The sequence below is a fragment of the Morganella sp. HSTU-ASny43 genome, assembly GCF_022819185.1.
GTDB lineage: Bacteria > Pseudomonadota > Gammaproteobacteria > Enterobacterales > Enterobacteriaceae > Morganella > Morganella morganii.
Map to the genome: position 1 here is coordinate 1 of NZ_WSPG01000029.1, position 18927 is coordinate 18927.

The 18927-nt window shown below is 48.3% G+C and carries 20 protein-coding genes; 11 read left to right on the top strand and 9 right to left on the bottom strand.

Going from position 1 to position 18927, the window contains the following annotated elements; genetic code table 11:
• Nucleotides 1-614: 614 nt before the first annotated feature.
• Both GN208_RS14465 and GN208_RS14470 read left to right on the top strand, forming a co-directional pair.
• Complete coding sequence (locus GN208_RS14465; protein WP_004235196.1) at nucleotides 615-815, top strand: hypothetical protein; 201 nt, start codon at nucleotides 615-617, stop codon at nucleotides 813-815.
• Between the two features lie 76 nt (nucleotides 816-891).
• Nucleotides 892-1062: a hypothetical protein gene (locus GN208_RS14470; RefSeq protein WP_155275476.1), complete on the top strand. Its 171-nt coding sequence runs from the start codon at nucleotides 892-894 to the stop codon at nucleotides 1060-1062.
• A gap of 6 nt (nucleotides 1063-1068) precedes the next feature.
• Here the strand turns inward: GN208_RS14470 and GN208_RS14475 are convergent, their stop codons facing one another.
• Nucleotides 1069-1245: a GhoT/OrtT family toxin gene (locus tag GN208_RS14475; RefSeq protein ID WP_004235197.1), complete on the bottom strand. Its 177-nt coding sequence runs from the start codon at nucleotides 1243-1245 to the stop codon at nucleotides 1069-1071.
• A 1085-nt stretch (nucleotides 1246-2330) separates the two neighbouring features.
• On the opposite strand from GN208_RS14475, the gene GN208_RS14480 reads away from it, so the two are divergent.
• Together GN208_RS14480 and GN208_RS14485 are read left to right on the top strand one after the other, a co-directional pair.
• Complete coding sequence (locus tag GN208_RS14480) at nucleotides 2331-3785, top strand: alanine/glycine:cation symporter family protein (protein WP_004235201.1); 1455 nt, start codon at nucleotides 2331-2333, stop codon at nucleotides 3783-3785.
• Nucleotides 3786-3949: 164 nt separating this feature from the next.
• Nucleotides 3950-4600: a CatB-related O-acetyltransferase gene (locus GN208_RS14485; RefSeq protein WP_004235203.1), complete on the top strand. Its 651-nt coding sequence runs from the start codon at nucleotides 3950-3952 to the stop codon at nucleotides 4598-4600.
• A 35-nt stretch (nucleotides 4601-4635) separates the two neighbouring features.
• Here GN208_RS14485 and GN208_RS14490 read toward each other — a convergent pair whose 3' ends face one another.
• Nucleotides 4636-5247: a glutathione S-transferase family protein gene (locus GN208_RS14490; protein WP_015422775.1), complete on the bottom strand. Its 612-nt coding sequence runs from the start codon at nucleotides 5245-5247 to the stop codon at nucleotides 4636-4638.
• Nucleotides 5248-5440: 193 nt separating this feature from the next.
• Between GN208_RS14490 and GN208_RS14495 the strand changes: the two genes are divergently transcribed.
• Entirely contained in the window at nucleotides 5441-6268 is an 828-nt protein-coding gene (locus GN208_RS14495) for an N-acetylmuramoyl-L-alanine amidase (RefSeq protein ID WP_004235209.1), read from the top strand.
• A 55-nt stretch (nucleotides 6269-6323) separates the two neighbouring features.
• On the opposite strand, the gene brnQ is transcribed toward GN208_RS14495, so the two are convergent.
• From brnQ to GN208_RS14510, 3 genes are all read right to left on the bottom strand, one after another.
• A complete protein-coding gene (gene brnQ / locus GN208_RS14500) occupies nucleotides 6324-7646 on the bottom strand; it encodes a branched-chain amino acid transport system II carrier protein (RefSeq protein ID WP_004235218.1) in 1323 nt (440 codons plus the stop codon).
• 157 nt (nucleotides 7647-7803) lie between these two features.
• Nucleotides 7804-8610 (bottom strand): sugar-phosphatase, encoded by an 807-nt coding sequence (gene yidA, locus GN208_RS14505; protein ID WP_004235219.1) that lies wholly within the window; start codon nucleotides 8608-8610, stop codon nucleotides 7804-7806.
• Nucleotides 8611-8850: 240 nt separating this feature from the next.
• Nucleotides 8851-9234 (bottom strand): helix-turn-helix domain-containing protein, encoded by a 384-nt coding sequence (locus GN208_RS14510; RefSeq protein ID WP_015422774.1) that lies wholly within the window; start codon nucleotides 9232-9234, stop codon nucleotides 8851-8853.
• A gap of 207 nt (nucleotides 9235-9441) precedes the next feature.
• Here GN208_RS14510 and GN208_RS14515 point away from each other — a divergent pair, with 207 nt between their 5' ends.
• Together GN208_RS14515 and GN208_RS14520 are read left to right on the top strand one after the other, a co-directional pair.
• Nucleotides 9442-9576, top strand: a complete 135-nt coding sequence (locus GN208_RS14515; protein WP_004239899.1) for a PhoP/PhoQ regulator MgrB — start codon at nucleotides 9442-9444, stop codon at nucleotides 9574-9576.
• Nucleotides 9577-9727: 151 nt separating this feature from the next.
• On the top strand, nucleotides 9728-11128 hold the full coding sequence (locus tag GN208_RS14520; RefSeq protein ID WP_004235222.1) for an amino acid permease: 1401 nt from the start codon (nucleotides 9728-9730) through the stop codon (nucleotides 11126-11128).
• A gap of 55 nt (nucleotides 11129-11183) precedes the next feature.
• Here GN208_RS14520 and pagP read toward each other — a convergent pair whose 3' ends face one another.
• Entirely contained in the window at nucleotides 11184-11789 is a 606-nt protein-coding gene (gene pagP, locus GN208_RS14525) for a lipid IV(A) palmitoyltransferase PagP (RefSeq protein WP_004235223.1), read from the bottom strand.
• A 479-nt stretch (nucleotides 11790-12268) separates the two neighbouring features.
• On the opposite strand from pagP, the gene cspE reads away from it, so the two are divergent.
• The 4 genes from cspE (at nucleotide 12269) to GN208_RS14545 (ending at nucleotide 15010) form a co-directional block, all read left to right on the top strand.
• Nucleotides 12269-12478 (top strand): transcription antiterminator/RNA stability regulator CspE, encoded by a 210-nt coding sequence (gene cspE / locus GN208_RS14530; RefSeq protein ID WP_004239901.1) that lies wholly within the window; start codon nucleotides 12269-12271, stop codon nucleotides 12476-12478.
• Between the two features lie 223 nt (nucleotides 12479-12701).
• Complete coding sequence (thiD, locus tag GN208_RS14535) at nucleotides 12702-13499, top strand: bifunctional hydroxymethylpyrimidine kinase/phosphomethylpyrimidine kinase (RefSeq protein ID WP_015422773.1); 798 nt, start codon at nucleotides 12702-12704, stop codon at nucleotides 13497-13499.
• A 48-nt stretch (nucleotides 13500-13547) separates the two neighbouring features.
• Nucleotides 13548-14444 carry a 23S rRNA pseudouridine(2604) synthase RluF gene (gene rluF / locus GN208_RS14540; RefSeq protein ID WP_004235227.1) on the top strand — a complete coding sequence of 299 codons (897 nt, stop codon included), beginning with the start codon at nucleotides 13548-13550 and terminating at the stop codon, nucleotides 14442-14444.
• Between the two features lie 59 nt (nucleotides 14445-14503).
• Entirely contained in the window at nucleotides 14504-15010 is a 507-nt protein-coding gene (locus GN208_RS14545; RefSeq protein ID WP_015422772.1) for a DUF4431 domain-containing protein, read from the top strand.
• A gap of 126 nt (nucleotides 15011-15136) precedes the next feature.
• Here the strand turns inward: GN208_RS14545 and fbaB are convergent, their stop codons facing one another.
• The 3 genes from fbaB to yegQ form a co-directional block, all read right to left on the bottom strand.
• The gene (fbaB, locus tag GN208_RS14550; RefSeq protein WP_004235228.1) at nucleotides 15137-16186 is read right to left on the bottom strand and encodes a class I fructose-bisphosphate aldolase; all 1050 of its coding nucleotides are present in this window, start codon (nucleotides 16184-16186) and stop codon (nucleotides 15137-15139) included.
• Nucleotides 16187-16249: 63 nt separating this feature from the next.
• Entirely contained in the window at nucleotides 16250-17143 is an 894-nt protein-coding gene (yegS, locus tag GN208_RS14555; protein WP_004235229.1) for a lipid kinase YegS, read from the bottom strand.
• Between the two features lie 241 nt (nucleotides 17144-17384).
• The gene (gene yegQ, locus GN208_RS14560) at nucleotides 17385-18776 is read right to left on the bottom strand and encodes a tRNA 5-hydroxyuridine modification protein YegQ (RefSeq protein WP_004235231.1); all 1392 of its coding nucleotides are present in this window, start codon (nucleotides 18774-18776) and stop codon (nucleotides 17385-17387) included.
• Nucleotides 18777-18927: the final 151 nt, after the last annotated feature.

Sequence of the window (18927 nt, forward strand, 5' to 3'; positions counted from 1 at the left end):
AAATAATAGTATGGCTTAGCTGATTTATTACTGTTATTAATAAAAGAATGATTAACTAAAGTATCATAACTACGTATTAAACGAGTGGTATATATCGGTTAATACTTATATGCGTATATTGTGTAAATACCTTTATTTCCACACAAACGGTAAAGGAATAATGTGAATCACTGCCTGTTGAGGGAGTATTGATATTTTATATGATTATAATAATCCATAAATGAGTATGGCGAAGTGATTTAATATATTTTATTTGCCGGGAAAAAGGACGTTATTTATGCGGGTAAAAATTTATAAATTTATGTATTTAAATAGCGAAAAAGCACATATCACATGATATAGTATTAACCAATAAACAACCGAAAAGTAACAATTCGTAGCAATGATAACACAAAATTAGTATAACTATTTGATAGTAGTTAATTTTCGCTGTTTTCAAAAAAATGTTCTCCGGAATAATATGTTTTTCTTTGAACATTAAACGTAATGTGACGATAATAAATCACAGGGAATTTTTAGATAATTCTTACCGGGGTGTCAGTCAACAGCAATTCCCTGATGTCTTAATTAAAGACGGAAAGGCAGTAGTTATATTAAAATAAATAGGCACAAATATGATTTCAGAACGAGTTAGCGACGCATATGTTTATGGCGAAATTTGCCAGGCAATCGGCAGAGCCGCTGTCCTTTTATGCAAAAGTGGCGAGCCGGTTACTAAAGAAGCCATTCAGGTGATGCTGGAAATATATTGGGAACAGCAGAATGATGACTTTATGAATGTCATCTATGAAAAAGCCATCAATGCACTGGACTGATTGTTATCAGCCATTATTCTCAATAAAGGAGAACTCAGCCGCATAATCCCTCCCTTTTTGTGGTTGCGGTTCTCTTTTGTTATTCCGTCTTTTCCTTGCCCGTCATATCCGCCGCCGTATTTGTCAGCGCGGCTACACACGGGTACCTGAAATAAATGCATTATGGCAGCAGCATGGCAGTTTTCTGACATGGGGGCGGCTGATGCTTTTTTGTCTGGTGATGACAGCGGGAATATTGTGGGTTTAAAACCTGTCAGAACAGAGAGAATAAAATAACCACCGGTAATGACATCGGCCAGGTGAGGGCTATCAGCAGGCAACTGAGCAGGCGGAAAAACGGGTTCGGATCTTTTGTCAGGAAAAAAGTCAGAATGAATGAAAGAAGACCACCTGTTGCGTAGATAGTCAGTAAAATCTGTGCAGAGGACATAACGGTTACATTAGTTAAACTGATGCGGGTAGTGTACCTCACCCCGCGTGATAAATCATGGCGGATCTGCTGCCGGCACCGGAATTTTTATGATTTTCCGTGCCGGCAGCGGTGTTTTACAGCCCGGCTGATAAGAAAATGCTCCCGTAAGGGAGCAAAAATAAAGAAAAATAACGAAGAAATGCACGATTATCTGTTCTGATAATAATGATTAATGACAAAATTACTACACGGTTATTCCTGTCTTTATGCTGAATGCCGGGTCGGATCACATTTTTAGTCGTCGTAATCAGATATAGCAGACAAAAAAATTGCCGGTCAGCTGACCGGCAAAAATATATTAAGAGCAATGTATACAACCCGGTATATAACAGATTATATAACGCTATGTTAGCGGAAACGGGTCTGTGGTGAAAGCTTTTTTTCACAGGAGTGTGTTACAGAGCAAAGTTTGGCCCGGAATCAGAGCCCGCCTGAGGTAAGCAGTGATCGGCAGGCTGACGGGCATCCCCGGTGTTGCTGCATGTTTCAGGTAATGAAAAAAGGTATATTATTTTGTAATAACCGACGTTTTTATTTCACGGTTTAATTTTTTATCTGAATTTTATTATTATCATTTCTGTTTTTCTCTGTGAGAACTTTAAATTATCCAATTCTGTAAAAATAACGATTAATTAAGAGGGCTATTTTAATATTGATTTAATCATGTGTTTTAATATCAGAAAATAAAACAGAATAGGGCGCTAAATTGAAAGTATCAGTTAATGAATAAGAATATAAAATAAAAAAATTATAACATCATGAAAACAAAGGCGTTATGTGTGTTTTGGATAGATTTCATTGAGTTGATAGTTCGGATTAAACGCTGTATTAATGCGAAAAAGTAACGCTGATAAATAGAACAAAAAAAAGAAATAAAAAAATATACAGGGAAATATTTCTTATGGTAAAGTCGGGCTGATTCTTAATAAGAGGTGTCTTTTTTTTAAACAATCACTGTCAGATATGACAACACGGATACTACCTGTCATTCGTTAAGGGGCTTATTCGCCGCAAATCAGCACAGCAATATAAGAGGTATAACTTTGACCGATATAATTAATACATTAAACGGACTGCTCTGGAACCACCTGCTCATCTATTTATTACTGGGTATCGGACTGTACTTCACATTTCGTACCGGATTTATCCAATTCCGTCACTTCGGACACATGTTCAGCGTGCTAAAGCACAGTAAGAAATCGGATAAATCCGGCATCTCGCCGTTCCAGGCGCTTTGTACAAGCCTGGCCGCGCGGGTCGGTACCGGAAACCTGACCGGGGTGGCTATCGCCCTGACTGCCGGTGGCCCCGGTGCTATCTTCTGGATGTGGGTGGTCGCCCTGATCGGGATGGCAACATCCTTTATCGAAAGCACACTCGCACAGCTTTATAAAACACGGGACGACCAGGGAAATTATCGCGGCGGACCGGCATATTATATGGAACGCGGACTGAAAGCCCGCTGGATGGGCGTGTTGTTTTCTGTCTTCCTGATCATCGCGTTCGGGCTGGTCTTTAACGCGGTTCAGGCTAACTCGATTGCCCAGGCGTCCAAAATGGCCTTTGGTGCGGATGCCGGTTATGTCGGTGCCCTGCTGGTGGTTATCTGCGGCGTGATTATTTTCGGCGGTCTGCGCTCGATTGCCCGTGTGGCAGAGCTGGTGGTACCGGTGATGGCGGTTGCGTATCTTATCCTTGCTTTCTGGGTAATGGGGCATTACGCCGAGCGTCTGCCGGATGTCTTTATGCTGATAATAAAAAGTGCCTTTGGCTTACAGGAAGCCGTGTCCGGTGCTGTCGGTTACGGTGTGGCGCAGGCCATGATTAACGGCGTGCAGCGCGGTCTGTTCTCGAATGAGGCCGGTATGGGCTCCGCACCGAATGCAGCCGCATCTGCCGCACCGTTCCCGCCGCATCCGGTTTCTCAGGGATATGTGCAGATGCTGGGGGTCTTTATGGACACACTGGTTATCTGCAGTGCCACCGCGATGATTATTCTCTCCTCAGGTGTACTGGATAATCCGCCGGGCGATATCAACGGTATTGAGATCACACAGCTGGCGCTGAGCTCGGTTGTCGGCAGTTGGGGATCCACCTTTGTGGCGGTAGCTATCTTCTTCTTCGCCTTTACCTCCATTATTGCCAATTACGCTTATGCGGAGAGCAATATGGTGTTTCTCGAGCATAAACACACCAAAGGGTTGTTTGTGCTGCGTCTGGCGGCGCTGGGAATGGTGATGTTCGGGGCACTGTCAGAAATGCCGCTGGTCTGGAAAATGGCGGATTTCTCGATGGGGCTGATGGCGGTGACTAACCTGATTGCTATTCTGTTGTTATCCGGCGTTGCATTTAAGCTGGCGAAAGATTATAACCAACAGCGCAAAACGGGGAAATTACCGCAGTTTGATATCAACCTTTATCCTGAAATCCGTAAACAGGTCGAAGACGGCATCTGGGAAGAAGTACCGGAACCGCTGGTCGAACAAAAGGTTAACTGATGATGACACCCGCGTTTGCGGGTGTTTTTCTGTATGGGAGAGAATAATGGACAATCCCCGGCTGAAACGGGCGAGGATAACCCGGCGTGATGTGCTTTGAACGCGAGTGCATCACCACAGAATAGCGTTCTGTGGTAACTATCCATTAAATAATGAGATTTACCATGAAACAAAAGCATTGGTCCGTTTGCGAACGGCTGCATGAAACCGTCACAAACCCGAATATTCATATTAAAGGTACGCACAGTTATTACAGCGATTGCTGGGATAATGGCTTTGAAGCCTCTGTTGTCCGTTATTTACAGGGCGATGAAATCAGCCGCGACTGGCAGCTCAGCTGGAAAGTGGATGAGCTGTATATCGGGGATTATGTCTGTATCGGAGCAGAAGCCGTGATCCTGATGGGCGGCAATCATACACACCGCCATGACTGGTTCAGCCTCTATCCGTTTCCGGATATGATTGATGAGGCTTATACCGGTAAAGGGGATACCCGGATTGGTGATGGTGCCTGGATAGGCATGCGGGCCATGATTATGCCCGGTGTGACTATCGGGGAGGGCGCGGTGATTGCCGCGAACAGTGTGGTTGTCCGCGATGTCCCACCCTATGCTATCGTTGGCGGTAATCCGGCTGCCTTTATCCGCAGCCGGTTTGATGAAAGTACCATCCGCGAATTGCTGGCGCTGTCTCTTTATGACTGGCCGCAGGCGAAGTTTGATGCCCTGAAACCGCTGATTTGTTCGGCAGATCTTGCCGGGCTGAAAGCAGCGTCAGAACAGTATGACATAAGAGAAAAACTCACTCAGTCATAACTGACTTATTGAATACCCGCTGCGGCGGGTATTTTTTATCGTGCGTTTTCAGCCGCCTGTTGTTCCCGCTGACGGGCACGTTGCAGCGCCGGGCGCTTTTCCAGCTCGCCGGTGTAATGCACCAAATCCTCTGACAATACAAAGCCCAGCATCATTGCCCAGCGTGAGATATGAAATAAGAAGATATCTGCCACAGAAAAATCATCATTGCACAGCCATGTTTTTCCGCTGATCTCCTGCTCAATCACCTTAATTGCCCGCAGAAAATCCGCTTTTGCCGGTTCAATTGCCCCCGGCTGCCGCATAGCTTCCGGCAGAACCACGGCGTGTCTCAGTATGATCCAGAGCGGACCTTCCAGCTCCGAAATAATATAGGCAAGCCACTGATTTACGATGGCCTGTTTTTCCGGATGTGACGGGTAAAAGCGGCCATTGCCGTAGGTTTGTGCCAGATAAATACAGATAGCGGAGGATTCAAAAATGACCAGACCGTTATCAGACAGTGCCGGGACTTTCTGGTTTTTCCCGGGGACCTGCTTTTCAGCAGACATCACATCGGTAAAGTGACACTGATAATCAAGACCCAGCTCTTCTGCCATCCAGGTGGCGCGGATTGAGCGCGACTTCGGGTAGGTGTAAATATCCATTTTATTCTCCGTGTGAATAAAAAGCTGAAAAACATCATGATGATTCGCTTTCAGAGCATAGCACTGCCGCAGTGAAGTCGTCATAATACACGGCCGTGATATTATGTCCGTTGTGAATAATGCGGTCGTGATATTTCCGGGAAAGGGGCTGTACCGGCATTGTGCCGGATAACATTGTACAGGACAAAGAAAGATGTGGCGTAGTGTGTGTCTGGTGTGTGCGCTGATACTGACAGGATGCAGTAATCAGAGCCAGTATATTGATCGCGGTGAGTATATTGTTGATCAGCGAAGTATCAAAGAGCCGTGGTTATCCAAACCGAATAATTATCTGGTTTTCCATTATACCGCACTGAATGATGAGGCATCGCTGCGTGTGCTGACTGCCGGCGGGGTGAGTGTTCAGTATCTGGTGCCGACAATCCCTGCGGTACGTGACGGTAAACCGGTGGTATTGCAGTTGGTGCCGGAGGGCAATGAAGCCTGGCATGCGGGGAAAAGTCACTGGCGCGGGGAAAGCAGCCTGAATAAAAGCTCGATCGGCGTGGAAATTGTCAATCCGGGCACTGTGAAAATGTCTGTCGGGCAGCGCTGGGTGCCGTATCAGACTGCGCAGATAGACCTGATTGTAAAACTGGCACAGGATGTGATAGCGCGGCATAACATTGCCCCGCAGAATGTGGTGGGGCACAGTGATATCGCGCCGCAGCGCAAACTGGACCCGGGCCCGATGTTCCCGTGGGAATATCTGGCAAAACGCGGGGTCGGCGCCTGGCCGGATGCTTCTGATGTGAAACGTTTTCTCGGTAACCGGCATCCGTCGGATAAAATCAGTGTCGGTGAATTACAGCAGGCACTGAAAAAATACGGCTATGAGATTCCGCTGACCGGTAAGGCTGACGGGAAAACCCGCAATGTGATTAAAGCGTTCCAGATGCATTTCCGCTCTCACAAGGTGAACGGGGAAGCGGATGCGGAAACCCTGGCACTGGTGAAAGCATTGCTGAAGAAATATAACTGACAACGTATCAGCGGCAGGAATAAAAAAGCCCGGTCAGATAACCGGGCTTTTGTGTTTACGCGGCCGCATCCGGCTGTGGTTTTGCCGGTCTCATATTGCCGGCAACAAATGAGATGATAAAGGCAATCACGCCCGGCAGTAACCAGCCGATCCCTTCCTTAAACAGCGGCATCCGGTGTAACACTGCCAGCACATTTTCACTGAGCAGACCGATGTTATTCAGGGTGTCGAACGCACTCATCACCACCAGCACCGCGACAGTAAAGCCGTAGGTAAAACGCGGATTACGCATTTTGCGGCGGGCAAACTGCAGGAACACCAGTGCAACGGTGGTCGGGTAGATCAGCAGCAGCACCGGAATGGTGACGCGCAGCAGTGTATCAAGGCCGAAGGTGGAGACAATGGTGGTCAGCAGTGTGGATACCACCACCCAGAAACGGTAGTCCAGGCGCGGGTTGAATGTCGCGAAGAAATCCGCACAGGCACTGGTCACGCCGACAAAGGTGGTCATACTGGCGAGCAGTACGATACCGCACATCAGCCAGGTACCGAGCGCGCCGTAAAGGGCATCGACATAGCGGGAGAAAATCTGTCCGCCGTTGGTGGCTGTCTGTGAAACCGCATCACTGGTCGCACCCAGGTAGAACAGACAGATGTAGAGTGCAGCCAGCAGGCCGACCGCAATCAGCCCGGCTTTGATAGTGATAACCACCACGTCCTGCGGTGAGGTTATCCCGCGTGATGCCAGCGCGCGGGCAACAATACCGCCGAACGCCATTGCGGACAGCACATCCATGGTCTGATAACCATCGACAATACCGGAGAAGAACGCAAAATCCACATACTGATTGATCGGTTCATTAATCGGGGAGAGCGGGGTGCGCACCACGGCGATCCCCACGGCAACCAGCAGGAACAGCAGGGCCGGGGTCATAAATTTACCGATGGCACTGATCATCGTTCCCTGTTTAAGCATAAAAAACATAGAAACGAAGTTAAACACAAAGGCAAAAATCAGATGGCTGGCGGTGCTTTTCTCAACGAAACCGAGCGGCAGAAAACCCAGCTCATATGCGGTGTTGGTGACACGCGGCATGGCGAATGTTGAGCCGAGGATCAGATAGAGCGCCACCCAGAATGTCACAGAAACCCAGCGCGGCAGATCGACAGAAAGCCGCTCACCACGGCCTTTGACCGCAACAGTAATCAGGGTAAGAAACGGCAGAACGACGCCGGTGACGATAAATCCGAGGGAGGCACTGAACCAGTCAGTTCCCGAGTGATAACCCGCCATCGGAGGAAAAATTATGTTGCCCGCACCCAGGAAAAGCGCAAAAACCATCATCCCGAGAACGAGCATGTCTTTTGTTGAAAACATAAAACAACCTGTACATGTTAAAATTAAATACTGTGATTTAGTTATTTTTTAAATGAAACCGTTAAAATAGTAACAAAATGCAGGTTGATTAAAAGACTCAGAAGAGTAAACGGAACAAATTCATTAATTAGGGGAATTTGAAAAAATATAATCCCGGTCACACAAACTTTTCTATGGCTGCCGCCACACCATCCTCATCATTTGAGGTGGTCACATATCCGGATTTTTGCTTAATGTGGTCAGCGGCGTTGCCCATTGCGACACCTACCCCGGCGTATTCCAGCATGGAAATATCATTGTTCTGATCGCCGATACACATGACTTTGTCCGGCGTCAGCCCCAGTTTTTCGGTGATTAGCGCAACAGCCTGTCCCTTCGTGGCGTTTTTGGCCGAAATCTCCACAAAATGCGGCGCTGTCCGCAGAATATTATAGCTGTCAAAGGAGACCTGCGGGATATAACCGGCAGCTTCATTCAGGCGCAGCGGGTTATCAATCATCATAAATTTGCTGAACTGCATTTCGCTGTCCATTTCCGCCAGCGGACGATAGTGCAGCTGTGTTTGTGTCAGGTACGCATCCATCAGGGTGTAGTGGCTGATGTCACGGTTTGTTGTGAACATTTCACCGTTACTCAGCACATGAAAATGCACGTTAATATCCCGGGCCAGCGCCTCAAAATAGCGGTAATCCTCAAAATCCATCAGCGTTTCAATTACGGGCTCGCCGGTTTCGGCATCATGGATCACCGCACCGTTGTTACTGATGCAATAATGATTTGCTTTATCCAGCCCAAGCTCCCGGAGGTAGGGCAGAATGCCGTTAAACGGGCGGCCGGACGTCAGGATAACATGCAGACCTTTCTCTCTTGCGCGGGTGACAGCAGCACTGACAGCGGGGGTAATCTGATGGTGAGAGTTAAGCAGGGTGCCATCGAGGTCAATGGCGATAAGTTTTACGGACATGCAGGCTCCTGAAAACAGCGGCAACAAAATAACAGACAGTTAAAATGTTATGCCGCCATTTCGGGGGGATGTCAATAAAACCGCCTGTTGCGCGATAAGATTGCCGTTATTCATCAAAAACAGCCGGATACACCGTATGTTGTGCTGTGGCAGGGATTTGTCCTGCCAATCTGAATGCTGAATAAGATAGCTAAAATCATATGGCTAAATATAGTTTTGTTATTAATTGTTTAAGTTGCCTTAGTTACAGTCATGACTGAAATGCCACGGCTCTTTGATATCCAGAGTGATATCCGGGTTCTGGCGGTAGTCGTAAGGGGTGATGTTATATTCTTTGCGGAACATATAGGTGAAATGAGATTGCGACCCGAAACCGAAATCAAGGGCGATATCAAAGATAGTCTGTTCACTCCGGCGCAGGGCGTTAACCGCACCGGCCAGACGGCGCTGACGGATGTATTTGCCGAGCGAGATCCCGGCAACTTCTTTGAAGATCTTCTGCATATGCCAGAGCGAGTACCCGGAATAGGCAGCCAGTTCTTCGAGGTGGATAACACGACCTGTGTGGTTTTCTATCCATTTACTAAGTGCGCACACAAGTGCGACATGATTATCTTGCGGCATTGATGATTTCGGCTCAGTTTCAGGGTTTTCCAAGTATACAAGTTTATTTCATTATGACAAAACAGGGTGTTATCTGTTTATGCGCTTCCTGCTGATGAAATGAATTTTTTTGTGAAACAGCACACTCATTCCGCTAAAGTATGTGACAAGACCGGAATGTAACGAAATCTTTTAAACGGGTATAATTCAGATGAAAATAGGCGAAACATGAAAAAAATCATAATTATCCTGCTGCTGATTGTTGCCGGTGTATTTTTTTATATTGCGGCGCTCGATAAGTACTGTGATCAGCGTGAGGATTTTATGCTGGGAATCTGTGAAATTACGAAATTTTTTCCGTAAGATAAGGGCTGAGTTTTGCCTTTTCCCTCTGATTATCTTGTTGCTAACGGTATTCAAGGCAGCAAAATGATGTTTTAATAACGGGCTTAAACTTTTCAGGATGCAGTAATGCACGACGCAGAATAATAATATAGCCGTTACAGAGGATCTAATGTCAGAAGTACAGCAGGAGCAGACGCTCAAGCGCGGATTAAAAAACAGACACATACAGCTTATCGCATTGGGTGGTGCTGTGGGTACGGGGCTGTTTCTGGGAACAGCCACAACGATTCAGATGGCGGGGCCTTCTGTCCTGCTCGGTTATGCAGTCGCCGGGTTTATCGCGTTTCTGATCATGCGCCAGCTTGGCGAGATGGTGGCCGAAGAGCCGGTTACGGGGTCATTCAGCCATTTTGCCCATAAATACTGGTGTGGTTTTGCCGGTTTTTTATCCGGCTGGAACTACTGGGCAATGTTTGTTCTGGTGGGCATGGCGGAACTGACGGCAGTCGGCGAGTATATTAAATTCTGGTGGGATGTCCCGACCTGGGTCTCTGCGGCGATCTTTTTCGTGCTGATAAACCTGGTAAACCTGGTAAACGTTAAGGTTTACGGGGAAACTGAATTCTGGTTTGCCATGATCAAAGTGGTGGCCATTCTCGGCATGATTGCCTTTGGTGCTTATCTGCTTATCAGCGGTAACGGCGGCCCGCAGGCGTCTGTCAGTAACCTCTGGGAGTTCGGCGGATTTATGCCGCACGGCTGGGGCGGACTGATTTTCGCAATGGCGATCATTATGTTCTCTTTCGGCGGACTCGAACTGGTCGGTCTGGCGGCAGCGGAAGCGGAAAACCCGCGTTACAGCATTCCGAAAGCTATCAATCAGGTGGTTTACCGTATCCTGATTTTCTATATCGGTTCCATTACCGTTATCCTTTCTCTCTATCCGTGGACAAAAATTGTCGAGAATGTCAGTCCGTTTGTGCTGATCTTCCGTGAAATCGGCCATGCCTTTGGTGCTGCGGATTCTGTGCAGGGTAATATCAATCTGTGGATTGCTCATGTGCTGAACGTGGTGGTACTGACTGCCGCTCTCTCTGTTTACAACAGTGGTGTTTACAGCAACAGCCGCATGCTCTACAGCCTGGCCCGTCAGGGTAATGCGCCGGCATTCCTGAAACGCATCAGTCCGCGTGGTGTACCGGTGAACTCGATTATTCTGTCCGGTCTGGTCACCTCGGTGGGGATCCTGATTAACTACCTGCTGCCGAAAGAAGCGTTCTCGCTGCTGATGTCGCTGGTGGTCACCACACTGGTGATTAACTGGATCATGATCTGTATCTCCAACCTGAAATTCCGTCAGGCGAAGATGAAAGAGGGTGTGGAGCCGTTCTTTAAGGCACTGTGGTATCCGTGGGGCAACTATATCTGTCTCGTGTTCCTGGCCTTTATCCTGGTACTGATTGCCCTGATGGATGGTCTGCGGATTTCAGTGATCCTGCTGCCTTTCTGGATTGGCTTCCTGTGGCTGACATACCGCTATTATGAACGCCGCCGTGCAGCGAAAGCATAATGTCAGGCAATAAAAAACCAGGGAAAAATCCCCGGTTTTTTATGTTTAAAAGGGCTTAAAACTGCCAGCGGGCCCACATAAACAGGACGTTACCGTTATTGTAAGTGCCCGGAATATAAGTGGCCTGAATCGCGAGGCGGTTATATTCCACCGACGCCAGCGGCAGCGGTACCGGGATCGGGATATAGTGATAGTCATCCCGCGCCGTCACGCCAATGGTAAAGCCGACACCGGCTTTGAAACCATCCTGCCCGTGCGGCATCCACATCTTCTGGAATCCGTAACCGACAATCGGCTCCCATTTATTGTGTGAATCCTTAAATGCCATGGCGTACAGGCTGTGCCAGTCATTATCCTCATCATAGTAGGATTTGCCGAACCCGGCACCCCACGGCTTTTCATTGTATTTATCAGTTTTTTCTTTGTCGTAGGTCAGGCGGTTATGCCATGTCCAGAACGGGACATATAAATCATACTGGTCTGATTGCCAGACGTTGGTAACGTTGCGTTTAAACGTTCCCCACAGTCCTTCTGAAGCTGCAGTATCATTTGTGACGCTGTCACTTTGGTGTGTGTCCTGTTCCTGTGCTGCTGCGGGCTGTGCGGCCATCAGCAGAGAGGTGAGCGTCAGGGCGCTGATTGTGCTTAAAGAAAGCTTCATGAATGACTCCTGGTGTGACAATAATCATTTATCCTAAAACGATTATTTTGCTCATAACAAATGATGCTAATTAGTAGACAACAATTATAGTAACATAGATTTCATATTATTTTTATACTGCTAATCCGGCTTAAATCTAAACAAAATATCAACGGCTACCGGAACCAGGCAGATTCTTAGTCCGGAAATAATGAAGTAAGGCAGCTTATCGTTCTTGCAGCAAAGGAACAAAGTTGTAATTTTTTTATATGTTTAAACACAAGCGGTTATCAATTTTCCGTATAAATTTACCTGAACATGTTATTAATATTTCTAAATATGTGCACCAGATCTTCCCGCTGAAAAAATCGCTTGATTTCCGACCTGTCCTATGTGATAACTCAAATGGGTAAACGAGGTACGCTTCTGTTTTTTAAGCAGTAACGACTAGTTTGTATATCGCCGGTTATCGGCAAATTTGTAGGATAGGAATTTTATCAATGGCTAAACTTAAAGGCACCGTTAAGTGGTTTAACGAATCAAAAGGTTTTGGTTTCATCACTCCAGCTGATGGCAGCAAAGACGTGTTCGTTCACTTCTCTGCAATCATGACCGATGGTTTCAAAACACTTGCTGAAGGCCAACAAGTTGAATTTGAAGTGCAGGATGGTCCTAAAGGCCCTGCTGCTGCCAACGTCACTAAAGCATAATTATCTCCGGCAATAAAATTGCCCCTGATAGTTGGTTTTACCAGCGTGGTCAACGCGACAGCCTGATAGCCGTTTTAACGACGAGTGTATATCACTGACGCAAATTCAGACCCTGTGCCCTTGCGGGCATGGGGTTTTTTATTGCCTGTTATGCGGTGGTTTCCTGTCACCGGATGCGTATAATTCACTATACAGAGTGGTACAGCAAAACAGGAGATATCAGGTGAGAATCAACGCATTAACCATTGCAGGAACGGATCCGAGCGGCGGCGCGGGTATTCAGGCAGATTTAAAAACCTTTTCTGCACTGGGCGTTTACGGTACCACGGTAATGACAGCGCTGGTGGCACAAAATACCTGTGGCGTAAATTCTGTTCATTCTGTTCCGCCGGAATTTGTCGCAGCACAACTGGATGCGGTACTGACGGATGTCAGAATTGACAGCGCCAAGATTGGTATGTTGTCTGACGGCGGCGTGATCCGCACCGTGGCTGAGAAACTGCGTCAGTATCCTGTGCCGTACGTGGTACTGGATACAGTCATGCTGGCGAAAAGCGGCGATCCGCTGCTGAAAGCCGAAGCGGTTGATTTACTGATCTCTGAATTATTACCTCACGTTTCGGTTATTACCCCCAATCTTCCCGAAGCGGCGGCATTGCTGAAAACGTCCGTCGCCACAGATGAAAAAATGATGCAGCGGCAGGGCGAGGCACTGATGGCCGCCGGGGCAAACGCCGTATTGCTGAAAGGCGGACATCTGGATAACGCCGAAAGCCCTGACTGGCTGTTTCTGCCGGATGGCCGCCACCGCTTTACCTCAACCCGTATTCCGACCAAAAACAGCCATGGCACCGGCTGTACATTGTCTGCGGCAATGGCGGCACTGCGGCCTCAGTGTGCGGACTGGGCGGAAACCACGGAGGCGGCAAAACAGTATCTGCACGGGGCGCTGGCGGCGGCAGACAGCCTGGAAGTGGGGCACGGACATGGCCCGGTTCACCATTTTTATCAGTGGTGGTGATATCACACGATAATTGGTGTATATTGCGCGCTTTTCAGGGGGGAAGATATGGAAACGGGTTCATCTGTGCGTCTTAATAAATACATCAGCGAAAGCGGCATCTGCTCCCGCCGGGATGCGGACCGCTATATTGAGCAGGGATTAGTCCTGATCAACGGCAAACGTGCGGCTATCGGCTCACAGGTGATGCCGGGTGATGTGGTTAAAGTCAACGGACAACTGATTGAGGCGCGGGAGCAGGATGATCTGGTGCTGATTGCCCTCAATAAACCGGTGGGTATCGTTAGCACCACCGATGAAGGCGAGAAAGATAATATTGTCGATTTCGTCAATCACAGCACCCGTATCTTCCCTATCGGCCGCCTGGATAAAGATTCACAGGGATTGATTTTCCTGACTAACCACGGTGACCTGGTAAACAAAATTCTGCGTGCCGGTAACGATCACCAGAAAGAGTATGTGGTGACGGTAAATAAACCGATCACCGATGATTTTATCCGTGGTATGGGAGCAGGTGTGCCGATCCTCGGTACCGTTACCAAAAAATGTAAAGTGAAGCAGGAAGCGCCGTTTGTTTTCCGCATCACGCTGATTCAGGGGCTGAACCGTCAGATCCGCCGCATGTGTGAGCATTTCGGTTATGAAGTGACGAAACTCGAGCGTGTTCGCATCATGAATATCAGCCTGACCGGGATCCCGGTGGGGGAATGGCGTGATTTAACGGATGACGAGCTGGTCGAACTCTTTGATGCGATTGAAAAATCCTCATCTGAAGATAAAAAAGTCAAAAAGCCGGCTGCAAAACCACAGAAGCGCGATAACAAAATTAAAGTTGCTCCGCCGGTTTATCCGGGCTCAGACAAACAGCAGAAGAAGAAAGAGAGCAGCAGCGATAATAACCGCCAGCGTTTTGCCCAGGCAGGGCGGAAGAAGAAGAAACGATAATTATCAACAATACAAATGATGAACAAGGCTATATTTGGTAATTATAGAGAGGAATAATTTTGACTGAATTTTTATCTAGTGATATATGGCAAGGTGTTGGTGTTATTAGCTCAATATTTCTTGCTTTGATAGGCTTTTTGTTATCACTTAACACTAGGTTCCGGATATTTAGGTCAAAAAACTCTATGTTTACAAAAGGGAATGTACTTCCTGAAGAGCTATTGGATGGCCAAACAGCAACATTATACGGGAAAGTCAGAGAAGAGGTTTTTGCAGGTCCTCCAAATTATGAGTCTGTAAATGATGGTGACAAGCCTGAATTTTACTGGATATTATACACGAATTCCCCAATTGGCTTGGTAGGCAGAAGTATGGAAACAGGTGAACTATATGATAATGGTTCATCATGTATGTTTCAGCTATGTGTATCGGCAGAGGTTTATGATAAACAAATTTCCTTATTGGGAAAATACGTGAAAGTAGAGGGGACGATTTTTTTCGGGCATACAGGACATCATAAAACTAAGGCTTTATTGGATGTCTGTTCTATTTGTGAGATTAAGTAATTAATAATAAAAAGATTGGGATACCGAGTCTTCTGATTGTATGTCAGCCTATATGCTCGTGTATAGCTCCCCGGAACAAACAGGGAGCACAAAAAAATCAGGCCGGTTATCCGGCCTGTTCTGCATTTAAGCAATCGTCACTTTCTTATCGAGATACACATCCTGCACTGCATTAATCAGTGCCACCCCGTCTTTCATCGATTTCTTAAAGGCTTTACGGCCGAGGATCAGCCCCATACCACCGGCACGTTTGTTGATCACCGCAGTACGGACCGCATCCGCCAGGTCATTATTACCGGATGCACCGCCGGAGTTAATCAGCCCCGCACGGCCCATATAGCAGTTCGCCAGCTGATAACGGACCAGGTCAATCGGGTTATCCGTGGTCAGTGTGCTGTAAACGCGCTCATCAGTATGGCTGAAGCCGATAGCTTTAAAGCCGCCGTTGTTTTCCGCCATTTTCTGTTTGACGATATCCGCACCGATAGTGGCCGCAAGATGGTTTGCCTGGCCGGTTAAATCCGCGCTGGCATGATAATCCACCCCGTCTTTTTTGAAGGCCGGGTTGCGCAGATAAGCCCACAGCACGGTCACCATGCCCAGTTCATGGGCGCGTTCAAAGGCCGCAGAGATTTCTTCTATCTGACGGCGGGATTCCGGTGAGCCGAAATAAATCGTCGCGCCGACAGCCACAGCGCCCATTTCGAAAGCCTGTTCAACACTGGCATACAGTGTCTGATCATACTGCGCAGGCAGGCTCAGGGTTTCATTGTGGTTGATTTTGACAAGGAACGGGATGCGGTGTGCGTAGCGGCGGGCAACAGAAGCCAGTACACCGTAGGTAGAGGCAACACAGTTACAGCCTGCCTCGATAGCCAGCTCGACAATATTTTTCGGATCAAAATAGAGCGGGTTAGCGGCAAAAGAGGCTGCGGCAGAGTGCTCAACACCCTGATCCACCGGCAGAATAGAAAGATAACCGGTACCCGCCAGACGGCCGTGATTAAACAGTGACTGCATGGAGCGCAGCACGGTATTCGGCCGGTTATTATCAATCATCACGCGGGTGACAAAGTCATCGCCCGGCAGATAAAGATTGTCTTTGGGAATGGTGGTGCAGGTGTGTTCAAGAAGAGATGATGCATCATTGCCTAACAACTTAACGATATCAGTCATGGTATGTAAACTCCGATTCCTGCAGCGTGTTATAAAATTGTCACGGATTGTCGTGGATTGTGTTTAAGATAACAACCCGCAGTGTGGCGGTAACCGGCACTGGATCGCTTCAGGCAGCACGGAAAAGGTGAATTGCTGACCAGTCAGCGGTTCGCCGTCGAGATTAAACACCATCTCATGTGCCGCGCTGATGGTGATCCGTGTGCTGCGCTTCATGATGACGCCTTCCGCCTCACCCTCATTAAAGAGGCTGTTCCAGAGTGAGCGCGGCCAGTTGCGTTCCGGCAGAATACTCAGGTTGAGCAGACCGTCATTGATCCGCGCATCCGGGCACAGTTTATGTCCGCCGCCCGCCTGGCAGCCGTTGCCGACACCAATCACCAGCGCGTCATCCTGCCAGTGGAAATCATCACAGCTGATAGTACAGTGATCCGCTTTCAGCAAATCGCTGCGTGTCAGGCCGTGGAGAAAATAGGCGGCACCGCCGAAGGTGCTTTTCAGGGCTTCCGGGGTATCTGTGGTGATTTTCGGGCCGAATCCGCCCGTAGCCATATTGATAAAATAATGAGATTCATTGATACAGCCGATATCAATGGCGACCGGACTGCCTTTGGCGGCCAGAAGCAGGGCTTTGGTTTTATCCGCCGGTATTCCGGCTGCGGTGGCAAAATCATTGGCGGTGCCGAGCGGCAGAATGCCGAGAACCGGGCGTTTTTCAGCCGGATAAGTCATCAGGGCACTGCATACGGCATTAATCGTGCCGTCGCCTCCGGCTGCAATCACGGTTGCCGCTTTCAGCTGACGGGCTTCGCGGACAAAACGGGGAATATCCTCCGGCTCCCACGTCACCCGCACCTGAATGTCCTCACCGCTTTCCCGCAGGTGCCGGACAGCCTGACGAATACCGTCATCACCGGCACGTTTTCCGTTAAGAACCACTATATGCGTTTCCGCCATATCAGACTCCGTGTTCAGATTACGTCTTTTAAAGATAACAAACACGGACGGTTTATGCCGGGAAAAATGGGCGGAGAAAAAAGAGAAGGGCACAAAAAGAAAAGGTTGGCTCAAGGGAGATTGAGCCAACCAAGGAGGTGGTTCCTGGTATTACATGTTGCGTTTTAGTTCTTCATTTTCCTGTCCGATACTACGAAATAACTAACGTGATTGTTGTGATCGGATTCGAAAATTCAGAATTTTACCCGTTGGTGGCCGCAGCGTCGGTAAATTCCGGCATATGCGGATTACGGGTGCTGGTGCCCGGTAAGTTACGGATCAGCAATGCAAATTCCAGGCTTACATCATCCGGCACCGGCAGATAGACAATATGACCGTTACCCGGCGCGACTTCGGTGGCTTCCCCTTTGCGGTTATTCATGGCATCAAGGGTAAAGCTGATATTGCCGTTAGGCGTCATCAGTTCCAGGCTGTCGCCGACGGAGAATTTGTTTTTCACATCCACTTCAGCCAGGCCGTTCACGCGGTTGCCGGTAAACTCGCCGACAAACTGCTGGGAATCAGAAACGGAATAACCGTACTCATACGTCTGATAAGAGTCATGGGTATGACGGCGCAGGAATCCTTCGGTATAACCGCGGTGTGCCAGGCCTTCCAGCGTGGTCAGCAGCGACGGGTCAAACGGTTTTCCGGCAACAGCATCATCAATAGCACGGCGGTAAACCTGTGCGGTACGGGCGCAGTAATAGAAGGATTTGGTACGGCCTTCGATTTTCAGGGAGTGAACACCCATCTGCGTCAGTTTTTCGACGTGCTCGATAGCCCGCAGATCTTTGGAGTTCATAATATAAGTACCGTGTTCATCTTCGAACGCGGTCATATATTCGCCCGGACGCTGTGCTTCCTCAATCAGAAATACTTTGTCTGTCGGGGCACCGGCACCGAGGGTCGGCTCAATGTTTTTCACCGGAATCGGCTCCTGCTTGTGGACGATATTACCGACCACATCCTCTTTGCCTTCCTCGACTTTATATTCCCAGCGGCAGGCATTGGTGCAGGTACCCTGGTTCGGGTCACGTTTGTTGATATAACCGGAGAGCAGGCAGCGGCCGGAGTAGGCCATGCACAGTGCACCGTGAACAAACACTTCCAGCTCAATTTCCGGTACATTTTTACGGATATCAGCGATTTCTTCGAGTGACAGTTCACGGGAGAGGATCACACGGGTCAGCCCCATCTGATGCCAGAATTTAACGGTTGCCCAGTTCACGGCATTGGCCTGAACGGATAAATGGATATCCATCTGCGGGAAATGCTCGCGCACCATCATGATCAGGCCGGGGTCAGACATAATCAGTGCGTCCGGACCCATGGCAATCACCGGCTCCAGGTCACGGATAAAGGTTTTCAGTTTGGCGTTATGCGGGGCGATATTGACCACGACATAGAATTTCTTGCCCAGTTCGTGGGCTTCCTGAATGCCTTTGGCGAGGTTTTCATGGTTAAATTCGTTGTTACGGACACGCAGGCTGTAACGTGGCTGTCCGGCATAGACCGCATCCGCACCATAGGCGAACGCATAGCGCATATTCTTCAGCGAGCCCGCCGGAGAGAGTAATTCGGGTGTAAACATAATGTATTCCGATCTGAGTTCAAGTCAGAACCTTCCCCGGAGGGGGAGGCGTAATCAAGGCGTTGGATTCTAGCGCGTCATCCGCCCGGTATCAAATGAATTACTGAAAATGGCATGAATATCGGATAACGATTTGATATAGTTTCGTTAA